This is a genomic window from Pseudoalteromonas sp. Z1A8, from assembly GCF_011378855.1.
Classification (GTDB): Bacteria; Pseudomonadota; Gammaproteobacteria; order Enterobacterales; family Alteromonadaceae; genus Pseudoalteromonas.
In genome coordinates this window covers 15,398-39,496 of record NZ_WTLB01000040.1, presented here as the reverse complement: position 1 = coordinate 39,496, position 24,099 = coordinate 15,398, and the positions used below count along the sequence as shown (strand labels likewise).

19 protein-coding genes are annotated in these 24,099 nt (G+C 39.6%); 8 read left to right on the top strand and 11 right to left on the bottom strand.

Annotation, left to right across the window (positions count from 1 at the left end; translation table 11 throughout):
- Window positions 1-126: 126 nt before the first annotated feature.
- From GQR55_RS14900 to GQR55_RS14890, 3 genes are all read left to right on the top strand, one after another.
- Window positions 127-795: an antibiotic biosynthesis monooxygenase gene (locus GQR55_RS14900; RefSeq protein WP_231615122.1), complete on the top strand. Its 669-nt coding sequence runs from the start codon at window positions 127-129 to the stop codon at window positions 793-795.
- Between the two features lie 181 nt (window positions 796-976).
- On the top strand, window positions 977-1,231 hold the full coding sequence (locus GQR55_RS14895) for a MetJ regulator of methionine regulon (RefSeq protein ID WP_166421227.1): 255 nt from the start codon (window positions 977-979) through the stop codon (window positions 1,229-1,231).
- Window positions 1,232-1,294: 63 nt separating this feature from the next.
- Window positions 1,295-1,879 carry a hypothetical protein gene (locus tag GQR55_RS14890; protein WP_166421226.1) on the top strand — a complete coding sequence of 195 codons (585 nt, stop codon included), beginning with the start codon at window positions 1,295-1,297 and terminating at the stop codon, window positions 1,877-1,879.
- Between the two features lie 24 nt (window positions 1,880-1,903).
- Here the strand turns inward: GQR55_RS14890 and rluF are convergent, their stop codons facing one another.
- From rluF to GQR55_RS14840, 10 genes are all read right to left on the bottom strand, one after another.
- Entirely contained in the window at window positions 1,904-2,941 is a 1,038-nt protein-coding gene (rluF, locus tag GQR55_RS14885) for a 23S rRNA pseudouridine(2604) synthase RluF (protein ID WP_166421225.1), read from the bottom strand.
- Between the two features lie 86 nt (window positions 2,942-3,027).
- The gene (locus GQR55_RS14880; protein WP_166421228.1) at window positions 3,028-4,098 is read right to left on the bottom strand and encodes a DUF418 domain-containing protein; all 1,071 of its coding nucleotides are present in this window, start codon (window positions 4,096-4,098) and stop codon (window positions 3,028-3,030) included.
- Window positions 4,099-4,128: 30 nt separating this feature from the next.
- Window positions 4,129-5,343 (bottom strand): HDOD domain-containing protein, encoded by a 1,215-nt coding sequence (locus tag GQR55_RS14875; RefSeq protein WP_166421224.1) that lies wholly within the window; start codon window positions 5,341-5,343, stop codon window positions 4,129-4,131.
- Window positions 5,344-5,432: 89 nt separating this feature from the next.
- A complete protein-coding gene (locus GQR55_RS14870) occupies window positions 5,433-6,968 on the bottom strand; it encodes a glycogen/starch synthase (RefSeq protein WP_166421223.1) in 1,536 nt (511 codons plus the stop codon).
- Between the two features lie 80 nt (window positions 6,969-7,048).
- Complete coding sequence (gene glgC, locus GQR55_RS14865; protein ID WP_166421222.1) at window positions 7,049-8,350, bottom strand: glucose-1-phosphate adenylyltransferase; 1,302 nt, start codon at window positions 8,348-8,350, stop codon at window positions 7,049-7,051.
- Window positions 8,351-8,364: 14 nt separating this feature from the next.
- Window positions 8,365-10,902, bottom strand: coding sequence for a glycogen/starch/alpha-glucan phosphorylase (locus GQR55_RS14860; RefSeq protein ID WP_166421221.1), 2,538 nt, complete (start codon window positions 10,900-10,902; stop codon window positions 8,365-8,367).
- The gene (gene glgX, locus GQR55_RS14855) at window positions 10,895-12,958 is read right to left on the bottom strand and encodes a glycogen debranching protein GlgX (protein ID WP_166421220.1); all 2,064 of its coding nucleotides are present in this window, start codon (window positions 12,956-12,958) and stop codon (window positions 10,895-10,897) included. Before glgX ends, GQR55_RS14860 begins: the two co-directional genes overlap by 8 nt.
- Window positions 12,951-15,158: a 1,4-alpha-glucan branching protein GlgB gene (gene glgB, locus GQR55_RS14850; RefSeq protein ID WP_166421219.1), complete on the bottom strand. Its 2,208-nt coding sequence runs from the start codon at window positions 15,156-15,158 to the stop codon at window positions 12,951-12,953. The genes glgX and glgB overlap by 8 nt, the downstream gene beginning before the upstream one ends.
- A complete protein-coding gene (malQ, locus tag GQR55_RS14845; protein WP_166421218.1) occupies window positions 15,159-17,153 on the bottom strand; it encodes a 4-alpha-glucanotransferase in 1,995 nt (664 codons plus the stop codon). It abuts the gene before it with no gap.
- A 9-nt stretch (window positions 17,154-17,162) separates the two neighbouring features.
- Entirely contained in the window at window positions 17,163-17,465 is a 303-nt protein-coding gene (locus GQR55_RS14840) for an isoamylase early set domain-containing protein (RefSeq protein ID WP_007580752.1), read from the bottom strand.
- A 383-nt stretch (window positions 17,466-17,848) separates the two neighbouring features.
- On the opposite strand from GQR55_RS14840, the gene GQR55_RS14835 reads away from it, so the two are divergent.
- Window positions 17,849-18,793 (top strand): hypothetical protein, encoded by a 945-nt coding sequence (locus GQR55_RS14835; RefSeq protein WP_166421217.1) that lies wholly within the window; start codon window positions 17,849-17,851, stop codon window positions 18,791-18,793.
- 31 nt (window positions 18,794-18,824) lie between these two features.
- Here GQR55_RS14835 and GQR55_RS14830 read toward each other — a convergent pair whose 3' ends face one another.
- A complete protein-coding gene (locus GQR55_RS14830) occupies window positions 18,825-19,253 on the bottom strand; it encodes an Lrp/AsnC family transcriptional regulator (RefSeq protein ID WP_166421216.1) in 429 nt (142 codons plus the stop codon).
- A gap of 195 nt (window positions 19,254-19,448) precedes the next feature.
- On the opposite strand from GQR55_RS14830, the gene GQR55_RS14825 reads away from it, so the two are divergent.
- From GQR55_RS14825 to GQR55_RS14810, 4 genes are read left to right on the top strand one after another with little or no spacing between them, the layout of a single operon-like run.
- Window positions 19,449-20,654: an aspartate aminotransferase family protein gene (locus tag GQR55_RS14825; RefSeq protein ID WP_166421215.1), complete on the top strand. Its 1,206-nt coding sequence runs from the start codon at window positions 19,449-19,451 to the stop codon at window positions 20,652-20,654.
- A gap of 46 nt (window positions 20,655-20,700) precedes the next feature.
- Window positions 20,701-21,735: an arginine N-succinyltransferase gene (gene astA / locus GQR55_RS14820; protein WP_166421214.1), complete on the top strand. Its 1,035-nt coding sequence runs from the start codon at window positions 20,701-20,703 to the stop codon at window positions 21,733-21,735.
- Window positions 21,736-21,742: 7 nt separating this feature from the next.
- Window positions 21,743-23,209, top strand: coding sequence for a succinylglutamate-semialdehyde dehydrogenase (gene astD / locus GQR55_RS14815; RefSeq protein ID WP_166421213.1), 1,467 nt, complete (start codon window positions 21,743-21,745; stop codon window positions 23,207-23,209).
- Window positions 23,210-23,245: 36 nt separating this feature from the next.
- The gene (locus GQR55_RS14810) at window positions 23,246-24,049 is read left to right on the top strand and encodes a DUF1338 domain-containing protein (RefSeq protein ID WP_166421212.1); all 804 of its coding nucleotides are present in this window, start codon (window positions 23,246-23,248) and stop codon (window positions 24,047-24,049) included.
- The last annotated feature ends 50 nt before the right edge of the window (window positions 24,050-24,099 follow it).

Here is a 24,099-nt window from a genome sequence, read left to right as displayed (position 1 = left end):
ATTAAATACTAGACGCAAAGGCAAGCTCACTGACTTCGATGTGATAAATGATAGCTAATCATTTATCAATGAGAGATACAAGAAGCAAAGCTTAACGCTGGTGAACTTGAAAACTTTAAAGCGGTAATGAATTCGCAAGTTAATCGTGCTCTTAAAGAAGTAGGCACTAAAAATTATCAGTACTATATGTCTGATGCGGGTGATATTTTAGTTTATGAGCGCTTTGCTGATGCAAACTCTTCACACGAGCATATTGAAAATTGGGATGACCACGCAGAGCGCTGGATGGCAGCTGCGGCTCCAACACGCATGATGCATTTAGGTGACCTACCTGATGATGTTCGTAAACGCCATGCTGCTCTAAGCCCATTATGGCTTAAACCCTTTGGTGGTTTTTCTCGCGAAGAAGAGCAAACAAGTCAAATTGAAAAAGACGGCGATACAACATTTAATAACTTTGGCTGGATTGTTGAAGCTAAGCTAAATCCAGGCCAATTAGACGCCTTCCGTGAAGTAATGAACTCACAAGTAGAGCGCGCAAAAACAGAGCCAGGTACACTAAACTACCAATATTATATGTCTGATGATGGCGACATTATGGTTTATGAGCGTTTTAGAGACTTAGAAGCGTCGCATATCCACATTCAAAACTGGGATGACCATGCAGAGCGTTGGATTGCTGCAGCAACACCAACACGTATGGTGCATTTAGGCGATTTACCAAAAGAGCTTACAGATAAACACGCAGCTCTATCGCCACTCTTGCTTAAACCTCTAGGTGGGTTTGCTAAGTAATCTGAACGCTAGATATCTGCTGTTTTAATAGATGGCAGATTCAAGTCTGAAGTGCATAACCTTTTAACCAAAGCTCAGGTTAAGTAAATATTATTGCAGCTTGCTCTATAGATACCTTATAGTTAAATGCCATAACCTATCCGGTTATGGCATTTTTTGTATTTAGTATAAAGGTATAGCATTGGAAAAATTTAAGTTAATAATACTTATAGCAGGCAGTATTTTTATACTCTGTGGCTATTTACGTTTTATAACCGACGAAAATGGTAACGTAAACTTAAACAACTATCGATTTACAGGGGGCTTATTGCTGGTAGTTTCCGGCATGATTGATGGCACAAGAGACTTAGTTAAGCGCCTGCGCTCTAAAAATTCATTATCGGCGATTGCGATTTATTTAGGTATACTCTTATTTTATATTGGCTTTAGCATTTAAGAGTTAAACATTAAGCGCTAATTGAGGCTTTATACAAAGCAATACTTTATGAGCGGATAACCGGTGACCTTTAAACAACTATTCAATAGCGCTCTGTTATTTTTAACAACGGCTCCCCCACTGTTTTTGCTTACATGGGATGAACAAACCGATCCCGCTTTTATCCCCAACGGTATATACGACACTTTAACATTTACGCTATTTCCTATAATGACGATAGTATTGTCAGTAATTTTATTTAGGCACTTATATAAAAAATATAATAATAACTTTGAATTTAAACATACTGTTAAAGATTATATTGTTGAACACGGGAAGTTCCGCTCAGTATTTATACCAATCGGTTTACCTATTTTAATTTACATATGGTTGTGGACGTCGGTATGCATTTCAGTAAAGTTACTGGCCAATAAATACAGCGATAATATATGGCAGCAAGAATATCAATTACTTGAAGTAGCCACTTGCCCAACTGATTATGAATACAGTTGCTCAAAGCTGACTGTGCTTGACTTAAAAAGCTACAGGAAACACAGTTTTAGATGGTATTTAGATAAGAGTAAGCTGGTGAATTTGCAAAATAACAACGTAAATTTAGTGGGCGTTAAAAGCCCACTGGGCAATATAGTACAAGAAATACAGTGGTAGTGAGTATTACCACTTAGCTGCACATTATTTTTTTAAGCTGAGTATACGATCCGAGCTTGGTTTTGCGTCTGGTTTAGCATTAGACGATTTGTTTTCTTTAATGCTTTTTGGCTTACCCACATATGTAGTAGAACGCTTTTGATAAGGCGCGTTACTGCGCTCATTTTTGCGTTCGTCGCTAGCATTAGTACGTTGAGAGTTACGATTTTTATTGCGTTCAGTACTGCGCTCAGCATTTAGATCGCCGTTGTTAAATCGGCGTGGGTTTTCGCCCTGAAAATCGCGTTTTTTAGGCGCTAAAGGTGTATTATTTTCTGATTGTTTATTAGTATCAAGCGAGTGCTCTTGGGTTTTACCAGAATCAGAAATTGAGTCGTTTATTTGCGCCATTTCAATATCTGATAAATGACGCCACTGCCCTACTTTTAAACCTTTAAGTGTTACGTTCATTATGCGCGTACGTTTTAAGGTTACCACTTCGTAGCCTAAATACTCACACATACGGCGTATTTGACGGTTCAAACCTTGGGTAAGTACTATTTTAAATTCTTTAGGGCCACTTTGCGTTACTTTACATTCTTTAGTGACGGTATCTAAAATAGGCACGCCATTCGCCATTTTTGTAACAAACTGACGATTAAGCGGTTTATCTACCGTAACAACGTATTCTTTTTCGTGATTATTACCCGCACGCAAAATTTTATTAACGATGTCGCCTTCGTTAGTTAAAAATATAAGCCCTTCAGACGGTCTATCTAAGCGCCCTATTGGGAATATACGTGTAGGATAATTTACCGCTCGTATAATGTTACTTTGAATTTTACTTTCGGTAGTACACGTTATGCCAACGGGTTTATTGTAAGCAATATAAACGCGCTTCGGCGTCGCTTTAAGCGGTTTACCATCAATTAATACAACATCGGTAGCGGCTACTTTTACGCCCATTTCTGGTAAGTAGCCATTAACGCTGACACGCCCTTGCTCAATATATTTATCGGCTTCGCGGCGTGAACAAAATCCTGTTTCACTAATAAATTTATTTAAACGTTTTAATTCGGTCATGGCACTTATAGCGTAGTAATTTTTAAGGCGAGTAGTGTAAACCACCCACACTATTTTTTCGCCCCTAATTTACTATTTATAGACGTTTAAGCACTAATTTTTGCTTTCGTTAATTTACGCCATACATATTCAAGCGGACCTTGATTAAAATAGCGGCTGTATATAAAGGTAAATATGAGCTGCAGCACAACTAAACCCGTTGCTACTAACCAGTAATCAATACGATCAAAACTGAGTACCCAGTGCGTAAATAGCACTTTATATAACAATAATTGCATGAGTGTTTGGCTAATATATAAAGTAAATGCTAAGCGCCCTGCTTGTTGAATAAGCGTGCCGACATGTGCCCTGTTATTGCAAAACTTAACAATTAAATGAATATACAGCGTAGCCATACCTAGCGCCGCAAACATATTTACAAACTCTTGCACCCCATACCCTAAACTGCCACTAAGCTGTGATGCATAAAGCCTAACACCACAAAAAATAATGGTCATTGCAACGCAAATTATTAATTGCTGAGTCGTTAAGCCTTTACTAAAAACGTCTTGTTTATATAAATAAATACCAATGAGCATAATACCCACGCACATCCACATCGTCATTATTGGCACTATAATCAGCATTAACATGTTCATAGCGAGGTTACTAATAAAGTAATCAATATAGTGCGGGTTATATAAATCTATAAACTGTGCTGAATCGCGGTAAATTACTTCATCGGGTGCGCTAGATATAACAAGCACGGTAGCTACACCCGATAACAGAATAAATTCAAGCCCTCTTTTTAAAAGTACGTTGCTATTACTCTCTAAATATTTAATAACAAACCAGCCAGATACACCGTAAACAAATAAAATATCACCTGCCCAAAGTAAAAAACCATGCGCTAAGCCAAAGAGTATTAACCAATAAAGCCTACTTTTTAATTGCACCTCAGACTTATAACGTTGCCATTGAATGTAAAGCCCGGCGCCAAAAAGCAAACTAAACAGCGTTCTAAAACGCCCATCTACAAACACGCTGCTAAAGGTGTGAATAATTGAGTCGCTAACAGGAGGATTAGTTAAAGAGGTATACCCGTATTCAAAAAGGCCGAAGGCGTAAGCATTCATGTAAACTAGGCCAAGCACGGCAATGCCGCGAATAAAGTCCATATTATAATTGCGCATTAAAGCTATTATCCGTTAAATATTATTCTTATAACTGTCAGCCCAATCGACCGACTGCTGGTAAAGTGGAGGTAGTATAGGACTGTCTATATTTAGCAAAAGTACGGCTTGCTCAAGTGCCCACCAGCTTCCTGTTTCGTATGCTTTAACAACATTTAAAATATAATACAGTGTATTTTTATCCCCTAATAATGCCGTTTTTATTTCATCAGGAAAAGGGAGTTTTTCAACAAGTAAGCTCATGGGTTGATCAAGTATTGCATCGAGCAGTGAAAATAACCCGGTTAAAAATGCTTCGCCTGACTGGCTTTTATTAACCTTTTTAGCCAAAAGCTCACAAAAACGAGCGCGTACAACACACACTTGCATTAGCTCTGCCGGTTTTTTACCTGCGGTATGAGCTGTAACAATAAGGCTCACAAACTTTTTAAGGCGTTCATGCCCTAAATACACAAGCGCTTGCTTGAGTGATGATATTTCGCTTTGTATAGGAAACACACCGCTGTTTATTAAACGCAGCAATTTATATGCAAGCGCAGCATCAAGCTCAAACAGTCCAGATATAGCTTTTATATCTGGACTGTTCTTCATTATTTCGGCGTAAATAGCGACGACTAAACCATAGTTATAGTCAATGTCATTTTGTTTGATCATGGTAGGTTTTGCAAAAAAATAGCCTTGAAAATAATCAAACCCCATATCAAAGGCGAGCTTGTAATCGTCTTGGGTTTCTATTTTTTCGGCTAGTATTTTTATTTGTTTATGCGCTTGTAACTTATTAATTATGGGCTGTATATCGCTAAGAGGTGTAATTGCAATATCAAACTTAATGAGTTTAACAAGCTTTAAAAAACGATCCCATTGTGGTTTATATACAAAGTCATCGAGTGCGAGTTTGTAGTTACTATGAAATAAACCTCGGCACAGTTCATAGTTATCGTCGGTGGGTTCTATGGTTTCGAGCAACTCAATTACAACGTCTTGGCATGGTAAAAAAGCACATAAATCGAGTTTTAAAGATTCTGGCCCTATATTAATGAGCGCCTTTTTACCTGATGTAATATGACGAGTGCCTAAGTTAAGTTGATTTTCCATAATAAGCCTTGCTGTTGCTTGGCCTTCGGCAATATCAGGAAAATAATTTTTAGGGCTATCACGAAAAAGTAGCTCATAGGCTACTACTTTTTTACTTCTATTGAATATTGCTTGCCTTGCAACAAATACAGACACATTACCTACTTCTTAGTTTTTATATAATACTAAGTAATTAAACCTTAAGCAGGCACAATTGTCACTAAACTTTGTAGTGCAGTAACGATTTACCGATATAAGGTTGTTATATAATCAGCTGCAACTTGTGGCCACGAAAAACGCATTTGCTCTGCGCTGTGCTTTATTTTATGCCACTTTTTAGGATTCTGCTTTTTAATTAAGAGAGTTTCGTCTAAACAGCTAATTAAATTACTCGTTTGCGTTGCCAACGTATCGCCATTAAAACTAAATCCATTTTCATGATGCTTTACCGTGTCTTTTAATCCGCCAACGCTATGCACTAAACACGGTTGCCCCGCACGCATTGCAAGCATTTGGCTAATACCACAAGGTTCGAACGAGCTTGGCATTAAAAATAAGTCACCTAGTTGATACATTAAATCGCCAACACCTTGACCATAACCTTTCAAAAATAATAGATTTGAATTTCGCGCCATTGCTTTTGTAAATATGCTCTCGAGTTCTTTGTCACCCGAGCCTAAAATAATAAGCCTGCCGTTATATTCATTAATTACTTGGCACACTTTATCAATAGCTAAAGCCTCATTAACCTGCTGGCACAATAACAAAACCTTTTGCTCTGTAAGTCGGCCAACGCTTGTGACTAGTGGCCCATCATTAGCCGTAGCTTTAAATTGTTGTAGTCGTTGATGGGCAATATAATAGCCGCTTTGTAACTGTTCGTTATTTGCCATCCAAGTAAATAAAGTGTTCTCTGCTTGGCTATAAAAATCGGCGAGAGTTGCTCCTTCAAGTGCATTGCTTGGATATTCACAGCCATTTAAAATACCAACAAGCTTACCTTGGCTTGCTGCATTTTGAAGATCTAGCTCAAGCCCTTCACCACCAAAAAAACCATGCTCGTAATTGCTAGGTTCAAGTACCTCTTGGCTGTAGGTTGGCGATACAACATGTACTTTATCGCATAAATTAATTGCACTGCGCATAGGGTTAAAGCAATGCGGATAACGCGGGTCGCATAGTTGCTGGCCATTATAACTAAGTGACGGAAACCACGCCTCTAAGCTTGAGTCGTCGTGTTTAAAAGGTCTTATCCCTTGCAGTGCAATATTATGCACCGTGTAGGCAATATGTAAGGTATTAAGTGAGCTATAACGAGGCTCAAACTTAAGTAAAACGGCAACGCAGGCGCTGTGCCAATCATGTAAATGTAGCGCTGTTGGGCGCTTTAATACACCTTGTAATAACGCTTCACAAACAGCTGCGTTAAATAAAGCAAATTTTGTGGCATCGGTTGCAAAAGGCCTCCCCGGTGCATCATTGCAATATACACTGCCTGATTCACTAAATAGCGGGTGGCTAATAACAATTTGGCTTACATTACTTTGTGGTTGCTCTATTTTGAAAAGTGTTAATACATGCGGTTGAGCATTAAATGCAACGGTTACTTCACCTATATAAATACGCTCAAGCGGCTCAAACCCATAGTCAGGAATAACAACATCAACCGTTATACCTTTTTTGACGAGTGCTTTAGGGGCATCGCGCACTACATCTGCAACACCACCTACTTTAGCGCCTGGTAACGCGTCATTTTCTGCTGCAACCATTAATACATGCATTAATTTACTACTTCCTTTAAATCTGTGTGGGCTTGCTCATAAATGAGCAAGCTTTGTTGTCGTGCTTACTTAACTTATTGTTACGCTAGCTTTTTATTCTCACGCGCCTGGCGCTCTAACTTTTTTGCAAGCTCAGTGAGCATATCACGGGTAACAAGAACGATGCCTTTTTTAGATACCCTAAAGCCGTTTTCTTCATCTGTTTTTTTGTCAAAACCGATTTCAAGACCTGCAGGTATTTCACAGCTTCTGTCTATTATCGCACGCTTAATTTTACAGCCTCGATTAATAATGGCGCCAGGTAAAATAACAGACTGCTCAATGGTACAAAATGAACGAACATGCACATTAGAAAACAATAAAGATTTTCTTACTGCAGAGCCCGAAATAATACACCCACCCGACACAGTAGAGTCTAATGCCATACCGCGTCTGTCATCGTCATCAAAAATAAATTTAGCGGGCGGTAGTTGCTCTTGATAAGTCCATATTGGCCACGTTGGGTCGTATAAATCAAGTTGTGGCTCTGGCATTACCAGCTCCATGTTAGCTTCCCAAAACGAGTCTAGCGTACCTACATCGCGCCAATAAGGTTGTCCTTCTTGGTCTGGATCTCTAAACGGAAAAGCAAATACATTATGCTCTTCTATAATCGCCGGAATAATATCGTGGCCAAAGTCGCGGCCTGAGCCTTCATTTTCAGAATCTTTTTTAAGTTGCTCAAACAAAAATTCAGTATTAAAAATGTAATTCCCCATTGATGCTAAACAGGTACCTGGCTTGCCCGGTACGGAGCTCGGCATTGCTGGTTTTTCATCAAAACGACACACTCTGCTTTGCTCATCAACGGTCATTACACCAAACGTATCTGCGGCTTCCTCTACGGGCACTTCAATACAACATACGGTCATATCAGCGCCTTTTTGCACGTGTTCAGCCAGTAAAGCACCATAGTCCATGCGATACACATGATCTCCTGATAAAATCATTACATATTTAGGAAGCTCATGACGAATAATATCTATATTTTGAAAAACAGCATCTGCGGTTCCACAGTACCAATCATCACCTTGGCGCTGAGATGCCGGGAGTATTTCAACCGACTCACCCAGCTCTTTTTTAAAGTGCCCCCACGCCCGGTTTACATGGCGAATGAGTGAATGCGACTTATATTGTGTGGCAATACCAACGCGTCTCACACCCGAGTTAATACAGTTTGATAGTGGAAAATCGATAATTCGATGCTTACCACCAAAGTAAACTGCGGGCTTTGCTCGCCAGTCGGTTAGCTCATGCAGACGAGAGCCGCGACCCCCTGCCAGTATTAACGCGTAAGTTTCTCGGGTTAAGCTACTTATGTAGCGATTTGCATAATTAGGCATAATACTCTCTCCATTTAGTCTAGGCTGTTAGTGGCATGGCTTTTAGTTGTCGTTAAGTCTGTTTCACTAATATTGAGGGGTTCTAAATGCCAAATGTCTTCACTGTATTGGCTTATGGTTCTATCACTTGAAAACATTCCACTGGCTGCCGTATTTAAAATACTCATTTGTGTCCAGTAGGTTTGATCTGCGTACGCTTTATCTACTTCTTTTTGAGCAACTACGTAACTCTCAAAATCGTGAGCTACAAGCCATGGATCGTGCGGGCTTTTAATTGCATTGGTTATATCGTCAAATAAGCACGGTTCAAACAAATTAAAATGACCGCTTTCGAGTAGTTGCATTACATTATTTAAATCACTATTTTGTGCGATTAAGTGCTCAGGGTTGTAACGCGATTTAATATCATCAATTTGATGCGCTTGTGCGCCAAACAAAAAGAAGTTATCTGCACCAACAGCGTCTCTAATTTCAATGTTAGCACCATCTAGCGTGCCTATCGTCAATGCACCATTCATCATAAACTTCATGTTGCCAGTACCAGATGCTTCTTTACCTGCGGTAGATACTTGCTCTGATAAATCGGTTGCAGGACAAATCACTTCCATAGCGGTTACGTTGTAATTAGGTAAAAAGGCGACGCGTAAATACGGGGCTGCTAACGGGTCTTTATTTATAACCTCTGCCACGTTATTAATAAGCTTAATGATTTTTTTAGCCATGTAATAACCAGGCGCTGCCTTACCACCTAATAAAACACAACGAGGAACAAGCCCTTGAGTATCACCACGGCGAATGCGGTCGTATAAATGAATCACATGAAGTATGTTTAATAGCTGACGTTTATATTCGTGAATACGTTTTACCTGTACGTCAAACATCATCGATACGTCAAAATCAACATCGCAGCGAGTCTTAACCAAATCAACTAAACGCTGTTTGTTTTCGCGTTTAGCATTTTGCCATTGCCCATGAAATGCTTTGTCATCAAAAAAGCGGCGTAGGTCACTAATAGCTGAAAAGTCTTTAACCCAGCCATGACCAATTTTTTCGCTGATTAATTCACTTAAAATAGGATTACAATGCGCAAGCCAGCGTCTTGGTGTAACACCATTGGTTTTGTTATTAAATTTATCTGGCCACAGCGCGTAAAACTCTTTAAATAAGCCCGCTTTTAACAGTTCAGTATGCAGTGCCGCTACGCCATTTACAGAGTAACTACCTACAATAGCTAAATAAGCCATACGAATTTTCGGCTCGTCACCCTCTTCAATTAAAGATAAGGCACGCTGTTTATTAACATCACCCGGCCATTGCTGTGCAACTTGTGCTAAAAAGCGTGCGTTTATCTCGTAAACTATTTCTAAAATACGTGGCAATAGTTTTGAAAACAACGAAACAGACCACTTTTCAAGCGCTTCAGGAAGTAGCGTATGGTTTGTGTAGGCCATTGTTTTAGTGGTAATTTGCCAAGCATCGTTCCAATCAAGTTCGTAATCATCAATTAAAATACGCATCAGCTCTGCAACAGCAATACTTGGGTGCGTGTCGTTTAACTGAAAAACATGAAAATCAGCAAAGTCACTAAAACTCTCGCCATGTTGAGAAACCCATTGATCTACTACATCTTGAATACTCGCAGATGATAAAAAGTATTGTTGGCGCAACCTAAGCTCCTTACCATTTTCGCTGCTGTCGTTTGGATACAGCACCATGGTGATTTGTTCAGCTAGGTTTTTTTGTGCAACGGCTTCTGAGTAACTACCGGCATTAAATTCGGTTAAGTTAAATTCATCCGTCGCTTCTGATTTCCACAAGCGTAGCGTATTTACAATATTGTTTTTATAACCCGGGACAGGGACATCGTAAGGGACTGCTAATACATCTTGTGAGCTCATCCACTGGCGATGCTCTCGGCCAAATTTGTCTGTATAACTTTGCACGTAGCCGCCAAATTTCACACGTTTAGCGTGCTCTGGTGCGCTTAGCTCCCAAGGGTGTCCTTCGCGTAGCCAATTATCTGGTTGTTCAATTTGATTGCCATCTTTGATTGATTGGTTGAACATGCCGTATTCGTAACGAAGGCCATAACCAATTACCGGTAATGCCAAACTAGCACAGCTATCTAAAAAACAAGCAGCTAGGCGGCCTAAACCACCATTACCTAAACCTGCGTCGTGTTCGGCATCTTCAATCGTTTCTATTGTTGTACAGTATTCTTGTAGCGCTGAGCTTACTTGCTCGTCTAAATCTAAATTTAAAACGGCATTACCAAGCGCACGCCCCATTAAAAATTCAAGCGATAAATAGGCTGTTTTACGGCGTTTATTTTGCTTAATTTGCTGGTTTGTTTCTCTGCATCGCGCAACAAGTCTGTCGCGAATAGTAAGCGCTAATGCGTGATATAAATAATGCTGCGACTCGCCAACTTTATCGCGGCCGAGGGTATAATAAAAATGCCGTGTTAAGTCATCTTTAAGCGTACTTTCATCTATAACAGGACCTTCTTGCCAGCCCTTTACTACACATACTTGATCACTTTGTTTAGCCATGACTCACATCCTCTAAATTGGCACTAAAAACCCAGCTGCTTTGTGCTGTAATTTCAACCATCGCATCTTCATTACTACTCACAGATGCATTATTTACACTTGATAAAACCATTTGCCACGGTGCATTAATAGGCGAAGGCGGCATTTGGCAAAAAACTGTTTTTTTACTGGCATTAAAGACCATCAGTAATGCATGGTTATTTTGCTTATCAAGTAAGCTATACATTAAAAACTGCCTGGTATCTTCATGCCAATTCGCGTCGGTCATGGTTTTACCTTGTTCGGTAAACCACTTAACGGTAAAACGCTCGTCTATATCATCTAAAAATACACTGTGCTTAAACGCACTGTGTGCGCGTCTAATTTTTAACGCATCATCAATAAATCGTGTTAGCGAATGATTAAGCTGAGAATCTTTCCAGGCAAGCCAACTCGTACGATTATTTTGGCAATAGGCATTGTTATTACCCCCTTGCGAGTGCGCCATTTCGCTGCCAGCGGCAATCATGGGAACACCTTTTGAGAGTATCAAAGTAAGTAAAAAGTTTTTTTGCTGCTGTAAGCGCAGTGCGTTTATTTTTGAGTCACTGGTAAAGCCTTCAACTCCGCAGTTAAACGAATGATTTGCACTGTGCCCATCTCGATTTTGTTCACCATTAGCCTCGTTATGTTTTTCCTCATAACTCACTAAATCAGCAAGCGTGAAACCATCATGACTCGTTATAAAGTTAATACTATTGAGTGGTCCACGCTGGCTGTGCTCAAAAATATCAAACGATCCATGCAAACGTTTTGCAACGCTTGCTATAATGCCTGTTTCACTTTGCCAAAAACGCCTAATTACATCGCGGTATTGATCGTTCCATTCTCGCCATGGCGGCGGAAATGCACCCAACTGATAGCCACCAGGGCCTATATCCCAAGGTTCGCTTATTAGCTTAACCTTGTTTAGCACTGGGTCTTGAGCTACCACTTGTAAAAAAGTATGTGCAGAGCTAAAGCCTGCTTTCGAGCGCCCTAAAATGGTCGCTAAATCAAACCTAAAACCATCAACTCCCATTACCTCAATCCAATAACGAAGGCTGTCGAGTACCAGTTGGAGTGTTTTAGGGTGGTCAATATTTATGGTATTCCCACAGCCAGTATCGTTTATATATACATCAGGCTGCCCCTCTACTGTGCGGTAATACGCTAAGTTATCAAAGCCTCTTAGTGATAATATAGGGCCATCTGCCCCCGCCTCTGCTGTATGGTTATAAACAACATCTAAAATAACTTCTATGTCGGCTTCATGAAGCTCTTGCACCATTTGCTTAAACTCGTTTATATCGTCGTTTACCAAATAGTCTTTATGAGGGGTAAAAAAGTTAAGCGTGTTATAACCCCAATAGTTTTGTAGGCCTTTTGCAGTTAAAAATTGCTCACTAATAAATGAATGAACAGGTAAAAGCTCAACTGCTGTAACGCCAAAGCTTTGTAAGTGCTCAATAAAGCTTGGGTGGCTTAACCCTAAAAACTTTCCTTGAAGAGATTTAGGTATTTTAGGATGACGACACGTTGTGCCCTTAACATGACACTCGTAAATAACCGTGTTTGACCAACGGTGGTTTGGCTTTTTATCCGCATACAAAGTAGGAGCCGCTACTTTTGATTTAGGTATATCAATCGCATTATTTACGCAACTTTTCGTACCAATTGGCATTTGCCCGTAATGGCGTTCGCTCCAAGTAAACTCACCAAATAAGTCTTTTGCGTACGGGTCTATAAGTAGCTTATTTTCGTTAAATAATTGACCATTTTTAGGGTTATATTCACCCTCAACTCTAAAGCCATAAAGTGCGCCTGCGCTTAATGGCGAAATATGAATACTCCAAACACCCCCTTCGTTGATATTCATCGCCATTTTTAGGATTTCTGAATGGCCACTTTTGTCAAACAAGCATACATAAGCTTGGCTTGCACCTGGCGCATAAAGCGCAAAGTTAACCCCGTTATTAATAATACTAGAGCCTAGCGGTTCTACATTACCTGCGGCTACATCAAATTGGTTACTCATCATCAACCTTTTGTAAGTAAATAGTGGTTAAGCCGCCAATGGCAATTGAAATACTGTGTTTAAAGCCATGGTTTGACTCATTGATAGCATTAACTATTTGCGATGAATCTTTAGTTACCTCAACGCCTGAGCCAAAAAACTGAGTGTCGTCAGTATTTAAAATAACTTTATAACGCCCTTTACTCGGTACGCCAATAACGTAGTTTTCATATGACGCGGGGGTAAAGTTAGCAATAACAACCACAAAGTCTTTTGCGTTTTTAGCATAGCGAACAAAGCTTAAAATGCTCTGCTGATTGTTATTGTTATCTATCCAGGTAAAACCAGCTGCGCTAGAATCTAACTCATACAACGCGGGTTGGTTTTTATAAACGGTATTGAGCGCTTTTACGGTTTGCTTTACCCCGTTATGGCTTTGGTGCTCAAGTAAATGCCAATCGATAGAATGATCGTGCCCCCACTCTTTTCGCTGTGCAATTTCGCCGCCCATAAACAAGAGCTTTTTACCCGGGTGTGCCCACATAAATGCATAATAAGCGCGTAAGTTTGCAAATTTCTGCCAATCATCGCCTGGCATTTTTTCAATTAACGAGCCTTTTCCGTGTACTACTTCATCGTGACTTAATGGCAATATATAGTTTTCACTAAAGGCATATACCATCGAAAAAGTCATCTCGTGATGATGATGCTGACGATAAAGCGGGTCGTGTTGCATGTAATGCAAGCTATCGTTCATCCAGCCCATATTCCATTTATAGCCAAAACCTAAACCGTTATGCTCAACACTTTGGGTAACGCCTGGCCATGCTGTTGACTCCTCGGCCACCATCATAATGCCCGGGTTGTTTTTGTAGCTGCGCATATTGACTTGTTTTAAGCACTCTATTGCACCTAAGTTTTCGCGCCCGCCGTAGCAGTTAGGGATCCACTCACCTTCTTTTCGGCTGTAATCTAAATACAACATAGAGGCTACGGCATCTACCCGCAGACCATCTAAACCAAATTGATGTAACCAGTACATAGCATTTGAAATTAAAAAGCTTTTAACCTCAGGGCGGTCATAATTATAAATGTAGGTATTCCAATCAGGATGAAAACCTTGCCGCTTATCGGCATGTTCATATAAATGTGTGCCATCAAATCGGTGCAAGCCATGCGGATCACTAGGAAAATGCCCAGGTACCCAATCAAGTAAAATACCCAAATTAGCTTTGTGGCACTGCTCTACAAAGTATTTAAAGCTGTTGTAGTCGCCAAAACGGCTAGTAGGAGCAAATAAACCAACGGGTTGATAACCCCACGAACCATCAAATGGGTATTCACTTATTGGCATAAGTTGCAGGTGGGTAAAATTCATTTCAAGGGCGTAGCTAACCAGTTTGTCAGCAAGTTCTGCATAACTTAAATAGCGGTTGTTTTCAGCGCGTTGCCATGAGCCTAAATGCACTTCATAAATACTAATTGGCGCATCAATATGATTACGCTTTTGTCGGTTTTGAAGTTCCTGCTCGCCAAGCTTTATAGGTTCTGGTTTATACTGCAGAACACTTGCAGTACCAGGTGCTTGTTGCATTTTAAATGCATAGGGGTCGGCTTTTTCAAGTACTTCTCCGCTTTGGGCGGTAATTGCAAATTTGTAGCACATGTCGGCTTTAAGGCCTGGTACAAATAACTCCCATACACCGCTTGCCGGGTGAAAGCGCATAAAGTGGCGATTCGCTTGCCAAAAGTTAAACTCACCAATAATAGAGACACTTGCAGCATTAGGCGCCCATACACAAAAGCGCACACCCTCTACGTTTTGTTGAGTACTAAAATGTGCACCGAAATGAGAGTAAGCATGCTCAAGGCTGCCTTCGTTAAATAAATACATGGCCTCTGCATCAAGAGTGCTTTCAAAGCTGTATTCATCATAAAAGGTAACGCTGCTATTTGTGTACTGAGCAATGCATTGATAAGGCGCAGTGGGTAGTGCATCAACTTTGGCTATAAATAAGTCACTTTGTTGATAGCGCTGTGCTTCAATATTTTTATTATTTAATGTAACGCTTACGTTTAATGCCGTTGGTAAGAAAAAGCGAATCTCAGTACCTGCGCTTGTTTCATGTGCCCCTAAAAAGCTAAATGGGTCTTTAAAACGCCCTGCACTTAATGCATGTACTTGTGCATCGTAACTATTTTCATTAGTTGTACTGCTCATTTAATCTTTCCTTATTGAATCGATAGCAGCTAAAAGTGAGGCATTTTTGGTAAAAATTTCTTCACTGGTATGCGTTAATACACGTCGCCAATTAGGATACTCTTTATCTGTCCCAGGGATATTTACCGGATACTGCTGCTCATCTAAATCATCTATTTGTATTGCAAATAAACGCGATTGAGAACCCGCCAAACACAATGCAAGTGCGTTATAAACTTCGATTGCATCGCTATGTAACAAAAGATCAGTTGCATTGCCATGGTGATTAATAAAACGTAGTAGCCTATGCTGCTCTTCTGTTCGCTGTTGCTTTAATTGCGCGTATTCGTCATCAGTAATTAGCTTGTATTGTTGCTTAATATTTAAATCAGCATGTTGCCACCAGCCTGTAAATGGGGGGACATCGTGATTGGCTATCATTAACAAACAATGTGTTGCTAGCTCATTTACCGATAAAAATTCACCACTGTGTTGTTTTTCAAAATAAAATAAGCTGTTAGAAAAGATACCGCTTGAAGCCAAAGCCTGCCTTACCTCTGGCGGTACAACGCCTAAATCTTCCCCAATTACGATACTCTGATTAATATGCGATTCAATTTTTAAAACCGCGAGTAAGTACTCAAACGGGTAGTAAACATAACAGCCATCTTGTTCGCCATTATTTTCAAAGCACCACCATAGGCGTCTAATAGCCATTACGTGGTCAATTCTAAGTCCACCTACATTTTGCATGTTTGCGCGAATGAGCGAGCGATAAAATTGGTAGTGATTATTACTAAGACTTTGAGGGTTTAGTGCTGGAAGCCCCCAGTTTTGGCCAGCTTCGGCCCATGGATCAGGTGGAGCACCTACACTTGCACCATCGCTAAACAATATTTTTTGGTTTTTAAATTCGGCTCCATCACCCGCACAGCCAACGGCTAAGTCGTTTATTAACCCGATAGCCATACCTTGCTCTGCACAACTTTTTTGGCACTGTGCCAATTGAATATGTGCTTGCCATTGCAGGTAATAATCAAACGTTACGTTATCTGATTCGAGGGTGTTTAGCGTCGTTGAATGAGTATTACAAAAATCTGTAAAAGCATGGCGACGCTCATCACTTGCTGTTAGTTCAAACTGGTTATAAAGCGCTTCAAATAACGCATACTTTATACGGCTTACATTTTCGTAATTTATAAACTGATCGTTGCTTTGCAATAACGCGATTACATCATCTTGCTGCATTAGAGTATTAAGCTTTTCGTTATTTGCTGCGTCTTCGCTTAATACTATGGAAATATAAAGAGGGTTTAATAAAGCGCGACTATTAGGACTATAAGGGCTTGCGCGCTCTGGCATATCAGCAAATAACAAATGCAGTGGATTAAGTAATATGTAATCCATATTTTGCGAGCTGCATAATTTTGTAAGCTTTAGTAAATCGTCAAAGTCGCCAATACCTAAATTCGCTTTATTTTTTAACGTATAAAGCTGAATAGATAATCCAGTGCGCTTTGCATCTTCAACTTGATAAACTTGCTCAGGCACACACCAAATTTGTGTAATAGCCTGCTGCTCACCTACCTGAACATTAGCGTCATGATAGCCGATTGGCATAGTGTCTATAGGCAGTGCCAGCTCAATGTAGCGAACGCCATGTAAGTAATACTCACCTGTAACCGCCAAGTTATAGAGGTTCTCAACCGCTATATTCATCCCAAGTGAAGGGATATTAATGTTAGCGGCTAAATTTTGCTGGCGTTCGTCTATACGAAGCTTTAACAAACACGTATTTTGATCAACTAAACTCACACTGGGCACTAAATCCAGCCAAAGCGATGCATCTAAATCATAAGTTAGTTGAGCTACTTGCGCTTCGTTATTTGTATCAACACCACAACATTGCAAAGCACGTTTACGCGTGTCTTCGCTAAAAAACACCTGTTCACCTGAATACTTAGTGAATTCAAAGCCAATACCATGCAGGTAAAACAACTGCGAAAGAGCATCCATTGAATCGCCTTAATTAATGCGTTGAGTATTTACTATGCTGTTTTCTGTACCAAATGTATTGCCAATGTAGCCATCAGCTTGGTGGTCGTTATCCCAAATATCGCCATTAATTAAATAACGAAAGTGAAATTGTTGATCGATAGGTAAGCGTTGCTTAAATTTAAAAACACCTTGTTTTTTATTAAGCTTCATTGGCACAGGTTGCCAATCATTAAATTCACCTAATAAGCAAACTTCTTCTGCCTCAGGATGAGAAAACTCAAAGGTTACTTCAGCTTCATCTTTTGTTTTAAAAAAACGTTTATTCAACATAGCAGGCTCCAACTAAACCAAAAAGGGTACTTAATCTTTGCCACAGGCCATACAACTAAACAAAAAGGCGATGTGGATTCCATTCAAAATCATTAAACACGTTTTAAGTTAACCAAAACTTTATTTACGCATTATTACAGTGCAACAATTCATTTTTTCTGCACCTAAAAAGTGCGGTTAGTATATAAACAATCTATTTTAAAAAGCTCACTAGTACAGAGCAATTTTTGAACCAACTAGGTAGGCATCACATTTTATTTATTTAACCGAATTTAACGTTAAATAATCCAAGAGTATTGCCTAAATTTATAAAATTCTTTTGTTATGTACTTTCATCAGCGATAATACACAGCATCTTAATACTCTGAAATATCATAATTTTCATGTTGAAAAAAAGCATTTTTATAACTATAGCCATCATATTTTTAATAATAGCCACACTTGTTGGTTCTTCAATCTATACCCTTTATAGTAAAAAAGAAATCTCAGTTGATCCTAAATTAAAAGAAATATCAGGTATTGAATTTGATAAGCACAAACGTTTATGGGCTATTAACGACGGAGGCAATGAACCTAAGCTTTACCGCCTCAATCAAGACGGTTCTATCGCCAAAGAAATCTTAGTCGAAAATGCTAAAAATATAGACTGGGAAGACATGACTCAAAACAAATTTGGGCACTTTTTTTTAGGCGATTTTGGTAATAACAAAAACGATCGTCGATGGCTCACTATTTATAAAATAGAAAACCCTATTGATATTAAAGGCGACACTACTCAAGCCGAAATAATCAAATTTACCTATCCTGAAATGGATGGAACTCCAATAAAACCTAATAATCGTAATTTTGATTTAGAAGCATTTGTAGCACTCGGTCGTCATTTATATTTATTTACTAAAAATCGTACAGAACCTTTCGATGGCATTACTAAAGTGTATAAAGTGGGGGATCATGCAGCAAATTTTGATGCTGAGTTAGTTGACTCTTTTAAAACGTGTACCACGCTTGAAAAACTCTGCTGGATAACCTCTGCAGCACTCAGCCCCGATCGTAAAAAATTAGTGTTACTTGATTCAACCAGCCTTTGGTTATTTGAAAACTTTAAAGGTGATAAGTTTTTCTCTGGTGATGTATCAAAAATAGATTTAGGAATTGTTACTCAAAAAGAAGCCGTCACCTTTTTTGATGACAACACGATTGTATTTACAGATGAAGAGTTTAAAGGTATTGGCGGTAATGCTTATTTTATTAAATTAGATGAAGCAACGAAAGAAGTGATTAAAAGAGCAAAAACAACACCTACAACCACCAATACAGCAACAAAATAACTTGCTGCATTGGAATTATAAGTACTTTGACTCATCGCTTAAATTTGGTCTCTAAAATAACAGACGATGTAGTGCGCTCTACTCCATCAAGATTACCTATATCGTCTAGCAAATGACTCAGCTGCTCTAGATTTTGCGCTTGTACCACAGCAATTAAATCAAACTCACCACTTATGGCATAAAGCTGAGAAATTGCATCTATTTGCTTAAGCTCTATATTCGTTTTTGTCGTTAATTTTTGCTTAACCTTAATAGACACATGAGCTGATACCATTTTACTTAAATAGTCATCCCCATAATCAACGCTATACCCTTTAATCACACCGCTTTCTTCTAATTTGAGCATACGGCTTTGTACTGTTGAACGAGATAAATCGAGCATGCGAGCAAGGTCAGAAATACTGGCTCTAGCGTTTGTTTTTAGTACAGAAAGTAGTTTCTCGTCTTGTAGAGTTATCATAATGGTTATTTTCTTCGTTATTTTGACTTTTATTTTAATCATTTTTCACAAAATAGCACTGCAAATTTAACTGTTAACCTTCGATAATGACCCCTACAAGAAATAATAACGTGTTTGCTGAAGAATAAAGGCTATATTCTTCTTTGAGTTAGCAACTAACCTTTTATCTAAGCCCATTCAATTTAGGTGTACAAAATGCAAGTAACAAGAGACTTATTTAACGACGTAATGGTACCAAACTATAACCCTTCAGCTATTATTCCTGTTCGTGGCGAAGGCTCTCGTGTGTGGGATCAAAATAACAACGAGTTTATTGATTTTGCAGGTGGTATTGCCGTTAACTGTTTGGGTCATTGTCACCCGGCGCTTGTTAAAGCATTAAAAGAACAAGGCGAAAAAATTTGGCACTTATCAAATGTAATGACTAATGAGCCAGCGCTTCGTTTGGCTCAAAAAATGGTTGAAGCAACATTTGCTGACAAAGTTTACTTTGCAAACTCAGGTGCAGAAGCAAACGAAGCGGCGCTTAAACTAGCCCGTCGTTTTGCACTTGATGTGTACGGCGCTGAAAAATCGCAAATAATTGCATTTAATAAAGGCTTTCACGGTCGTACTTTCTTTACCGTAACTGTTGGCGGACAGGCTGCTTACTCAGATGGCTTTGGTCCAAAACCTGCTGACATAGAACATTGTGACTTTAACGACATTGCTGCATTTGAAGCGCTGATCAGCGATAAAACATGTGCAGTTATGATGGAACCGTTGCAAGGTGAAGGCGGTATTATTTCACCAACAGATGAATTTGCTAAAAAAGTACGTGAACTTTGTACTAAACATAACGCGCTACTTATTTTTGATGAAGTACAAACAGGTGTTGGTCGCACAGGCGATTTATACGCTTACGAAGGCTTAGGAGTTGTACCTGATATTTTAACAACTGCAAAAGCATTAGGTGGTGGTTTTCCAATTGGCGCTATGATCACTCGCACACACATTGCTGAGCATTTAAAAATTGGTACGCACGGTTCTACTTACGGTGGTAACCCACTTGCTTGTGCCGTAGCCGAAGCGGCATTTGATACAGTAAATACACCTGATGTACTAAATGGTGTTAAAGAGCGCGAACAGTTATTCCGTGACGGATTAAATGCAATTAACGAAAAATACAACGTGTTTAGTGAAGTACGCGGTAAAGGCTTATTAATTGGCGCAGTACTAAATGACAAATTTGAAGGCCGTGCACGCGACTTTTTAGTAGCAAGTGCTAATAATGGTTTAATGAACCTTGTAGCTGGCATGAATGTAATTCGCTTTACGCCATCTTTAGTTATTCCGTTTGAAGATATTAAAGAAGGCTTAGCGCGCTTTGAAAAAGCCGTTAGCGATGTAGTAAACGGTTAATAAAATTTAGCGCGTTTAATAAACGCGCTATTGGAGCAAGTAATTAATGCAAGTATTACGTCCTATTACTGCCAATGATTTTGACGCACTTAAACAAATTGCGATTGAATCAGGCCATGGATTTACCTCTTTACCTGTTGATGATGCACAGCTAAAAGAAAAAATTGAACGCGCTGAAATAAGTTTTGCAAAAAATGTTAACCAGCCACTCGATGAAAGCTATTTATTTGTTTTAGAAGACAGCGAAACAGGTGATGTTATAGGTACTACCGCTATAGAAGCTGCAGTGGGCTTGTCGGTGCCTTTGTATCATTATCATTTAGGTAAAACAGTTCATCACTCGCCTACTTTAAATGTATATAACACCGTTGATATTTTAAGCATGTGTAACGACTACACCGGTTGCTCTGAAATATGCACATTGTTTTTGCGTGAAAACAGCCGCAAAGGGCTAACGGGCCGATTTTTATCACGTTCACGCTTTTTGTTTATGGCGCAGCATAGCGAGCGTTTTGCCGATACTGTTATTGCAGAAATGCGCGGCGTGAGCGACGACGAAGGGCATTCTCCTTTTTGGCAATGGCTACAAGAGCACTTTTTTAGCATTGAGTTTCCAGAAGCGGATCACTTAGTGGGCTTAGGCGATAAGGTATTTATTAGCGAATTAATGCCTAAATATCCTATTTATGTGAACTTGCTTAGCAAAAAAGCGCAAGCAGTTATTGGTCATGTGCATGAAAAAACAAAACCTGCGCTAAAATTATTAGAAAAAGAAGGTTTTGAGCACAGAGGCTACGTTGACTTATTTGACGCAGGCCCAACGGTTGAAGCAAAACTTGGTAATATTCGCAGTATTCGCGACTCTCAAGTTTGCCCTATAACAATTGGTGAGCTTGATCACATATCACAAAATAGCTCAGATACGTTGGCTGTATGTAATCAAGGCGTAAGTGGCTTTAGAGCAACATTTACGAAAGACGCGCATTACAATCATGCAAAACATACTCTCGTCATTAGCCAAGATGTGGCTAAGGCGCTTAATTTAAGTCAAGGAGATGCAGCGCGATTCTTCCGCCTGTAAATAATTTATGAATACACACCTAATTAATAACCAATGGCATACAGGCCTTGGCCCAGCATTTGAGTCAATCAACCCAAGTAATGGTGATGTGGTTTGGCAAGGTAATGGCGCAAACACTGATCAAGTAGATTCAGCTATAAAAGCAGCCAGAGCAGCACAAATACAATGGGCCGACAAACCACTTGAAGAACGTATAGCTATTTTAGAAAACTTCGCAGCACAATTAAAAGAACACAGCGAAGAGTTTGCTAGCATAATTGCACGCGAAACTGGCAAGCCATTATGGGAAACCCGCACCGAAGTGGGCGCAATGACAGGTAAAGTAGCAATTTCGGTTAAAGCCTACCATGAGCGTACAGGTACAACCGAAAACCCAATGCCAGGTGCTAAAGCGTTTATTAGACACAAACCGCATGGCGTTGTTGCTATTTTTGGCCCGTACAACTTTCCTGGGCATTTACCAAACGGGCATATTGTTCCTGCAATTTTAGCCGGTAATACCGTGGTATTTAAGCCATCAGAGCTTACTCCGCACGTGGCTGAATTTACCCTCTCACTTTGGCTAAAAGCGGGTTTACCTGCAGGTGTTATTAACCTTGTGCAAGGTGAAATTGAAACAGGTAAAGCACTTGCCTCTCACAAAGACATAGATGGATTGTTTTTTACGGGTAGCTCAAACACAGGTCACTTATTACATAAGCAATTTGCTGGACATCCTGGTAAAATTTTAGCGCTTGAAATGGGCGGTAATAATCCACTGATTGTAAAAGACGTAAACGATGTAAGCGCTGCAGTACACGATATTATTCAATCAGGCTTTATTACCTCAGGCCAACGATGTACGTGTGCACGCCGCTTATTTATTGAAAAGTCGCTCAATGGCGATGCTATTTTAGAAAAGCTAATAAGCGCGACTAAAAACATAGTTGTAGACGACAGCTTTGCTACAGAGCAGCCTTTTATGGGTGCAATGATAAGCGAAAAAGCAGCATTAGGCATGGTTGCTGCGCAAAGTGAATTAGTATCAAAAGGCGCGCAAATCCTTGTTGAACTTAAGCAATTAAAACCAGGCACAGGTTTTGTAAGTCCGGGTATTATTGATGTAACACACATTACCGACATGCCAGATGAAGAGCATTTTGGACCGCTTATTAAAGTATATCGCTTTGATGATTTTGACAGCGCAATTACTGAAGCCAACAACACAAGCTTTGGCTTATCAGCGGGTTTACTTAGCGATAGTGAAGATGATTACACTCACTTTTTAAAGCGTATTCGCGCCGGTATTGTTAACTGGAATCGCCCTATTACGGGCGCCTCAAGCGCAGCTCCATTTGGCGGTATTGGTGCCAGTGGTAATCACAGAGCAAGTGCTTATTACGCCGCTGATTATTGCGCATACCCGGTAGCGTCTGTTGAATCAGACAAAGTGAGCTTACCGCAAACCCTAGCGCCGGGCTTAATAATTGAATAAGCAATAAAACCAAATTTTAAGATTTAAGGATTTGATATGCATACTAATGTAAACACATTATTTAATAACCTTTGGGAAAACTACTTAAACGTAACTCCATCGGCAGACAAAATTCATGACCTTTTAGGGTCAACGCAAAAAGATGACATTATTAACGATCATATTGCACTGCGTACATTTAATATTGAAAAGGTCGGCCTTGAAAAACTCGCCGCTCACTTTTTAGCAATTGGTTACAAAGAATGTGGTGAATACCACTTTGAAGCTAAAAAACTCTACGCAAAGCACTACGAGCATAGCGATCCTAATCAGCCAAAAGTGTTTATCTCTGAGTTGCTAGTAGAAAAATGCTCACCTGAGTTACAAGCTATCGTAACCGATATGGTAAGCAAAATTGACGAAAACGCCGTAACTGCAGATGACTTTTTATACTCAGGCACACATTGGCAAGTAAGCACCGATACTTACAAACAGCTGCTAGCTGAAAGCGAATATGCAGCGTGGATGTCGGCTTGGGGTTATCGTGCTAACCACTTTACTGTAAATATTAATACGCTTGCTAAGTTTGATAATATTCATGATGTTAATCAAGCCCTAAAAGATGCTGGCTTTTCGCTTAATACATCAGGCGGCGAAGTTAAAGGCTCACCGGAGGTGTTACTAGAGCAATCGTCAACTTTGGCTGATGAATACTCAGTTACCTTTAGTAATGGCGATATGAGCATTCCTAGTTGCTTTTATGAGTTTGCTATTCGTTACCCTAAAGCAGACGGCGAGCTTTATACGGGTTTTGTTGCAGCCTCAGCTGACAAAATATTTGAAAGCACTAACGCTCGATAGCTAAACCTAAAGTACTTTATTTTAAAAGCCCATTATGGGCTTTTTTTATG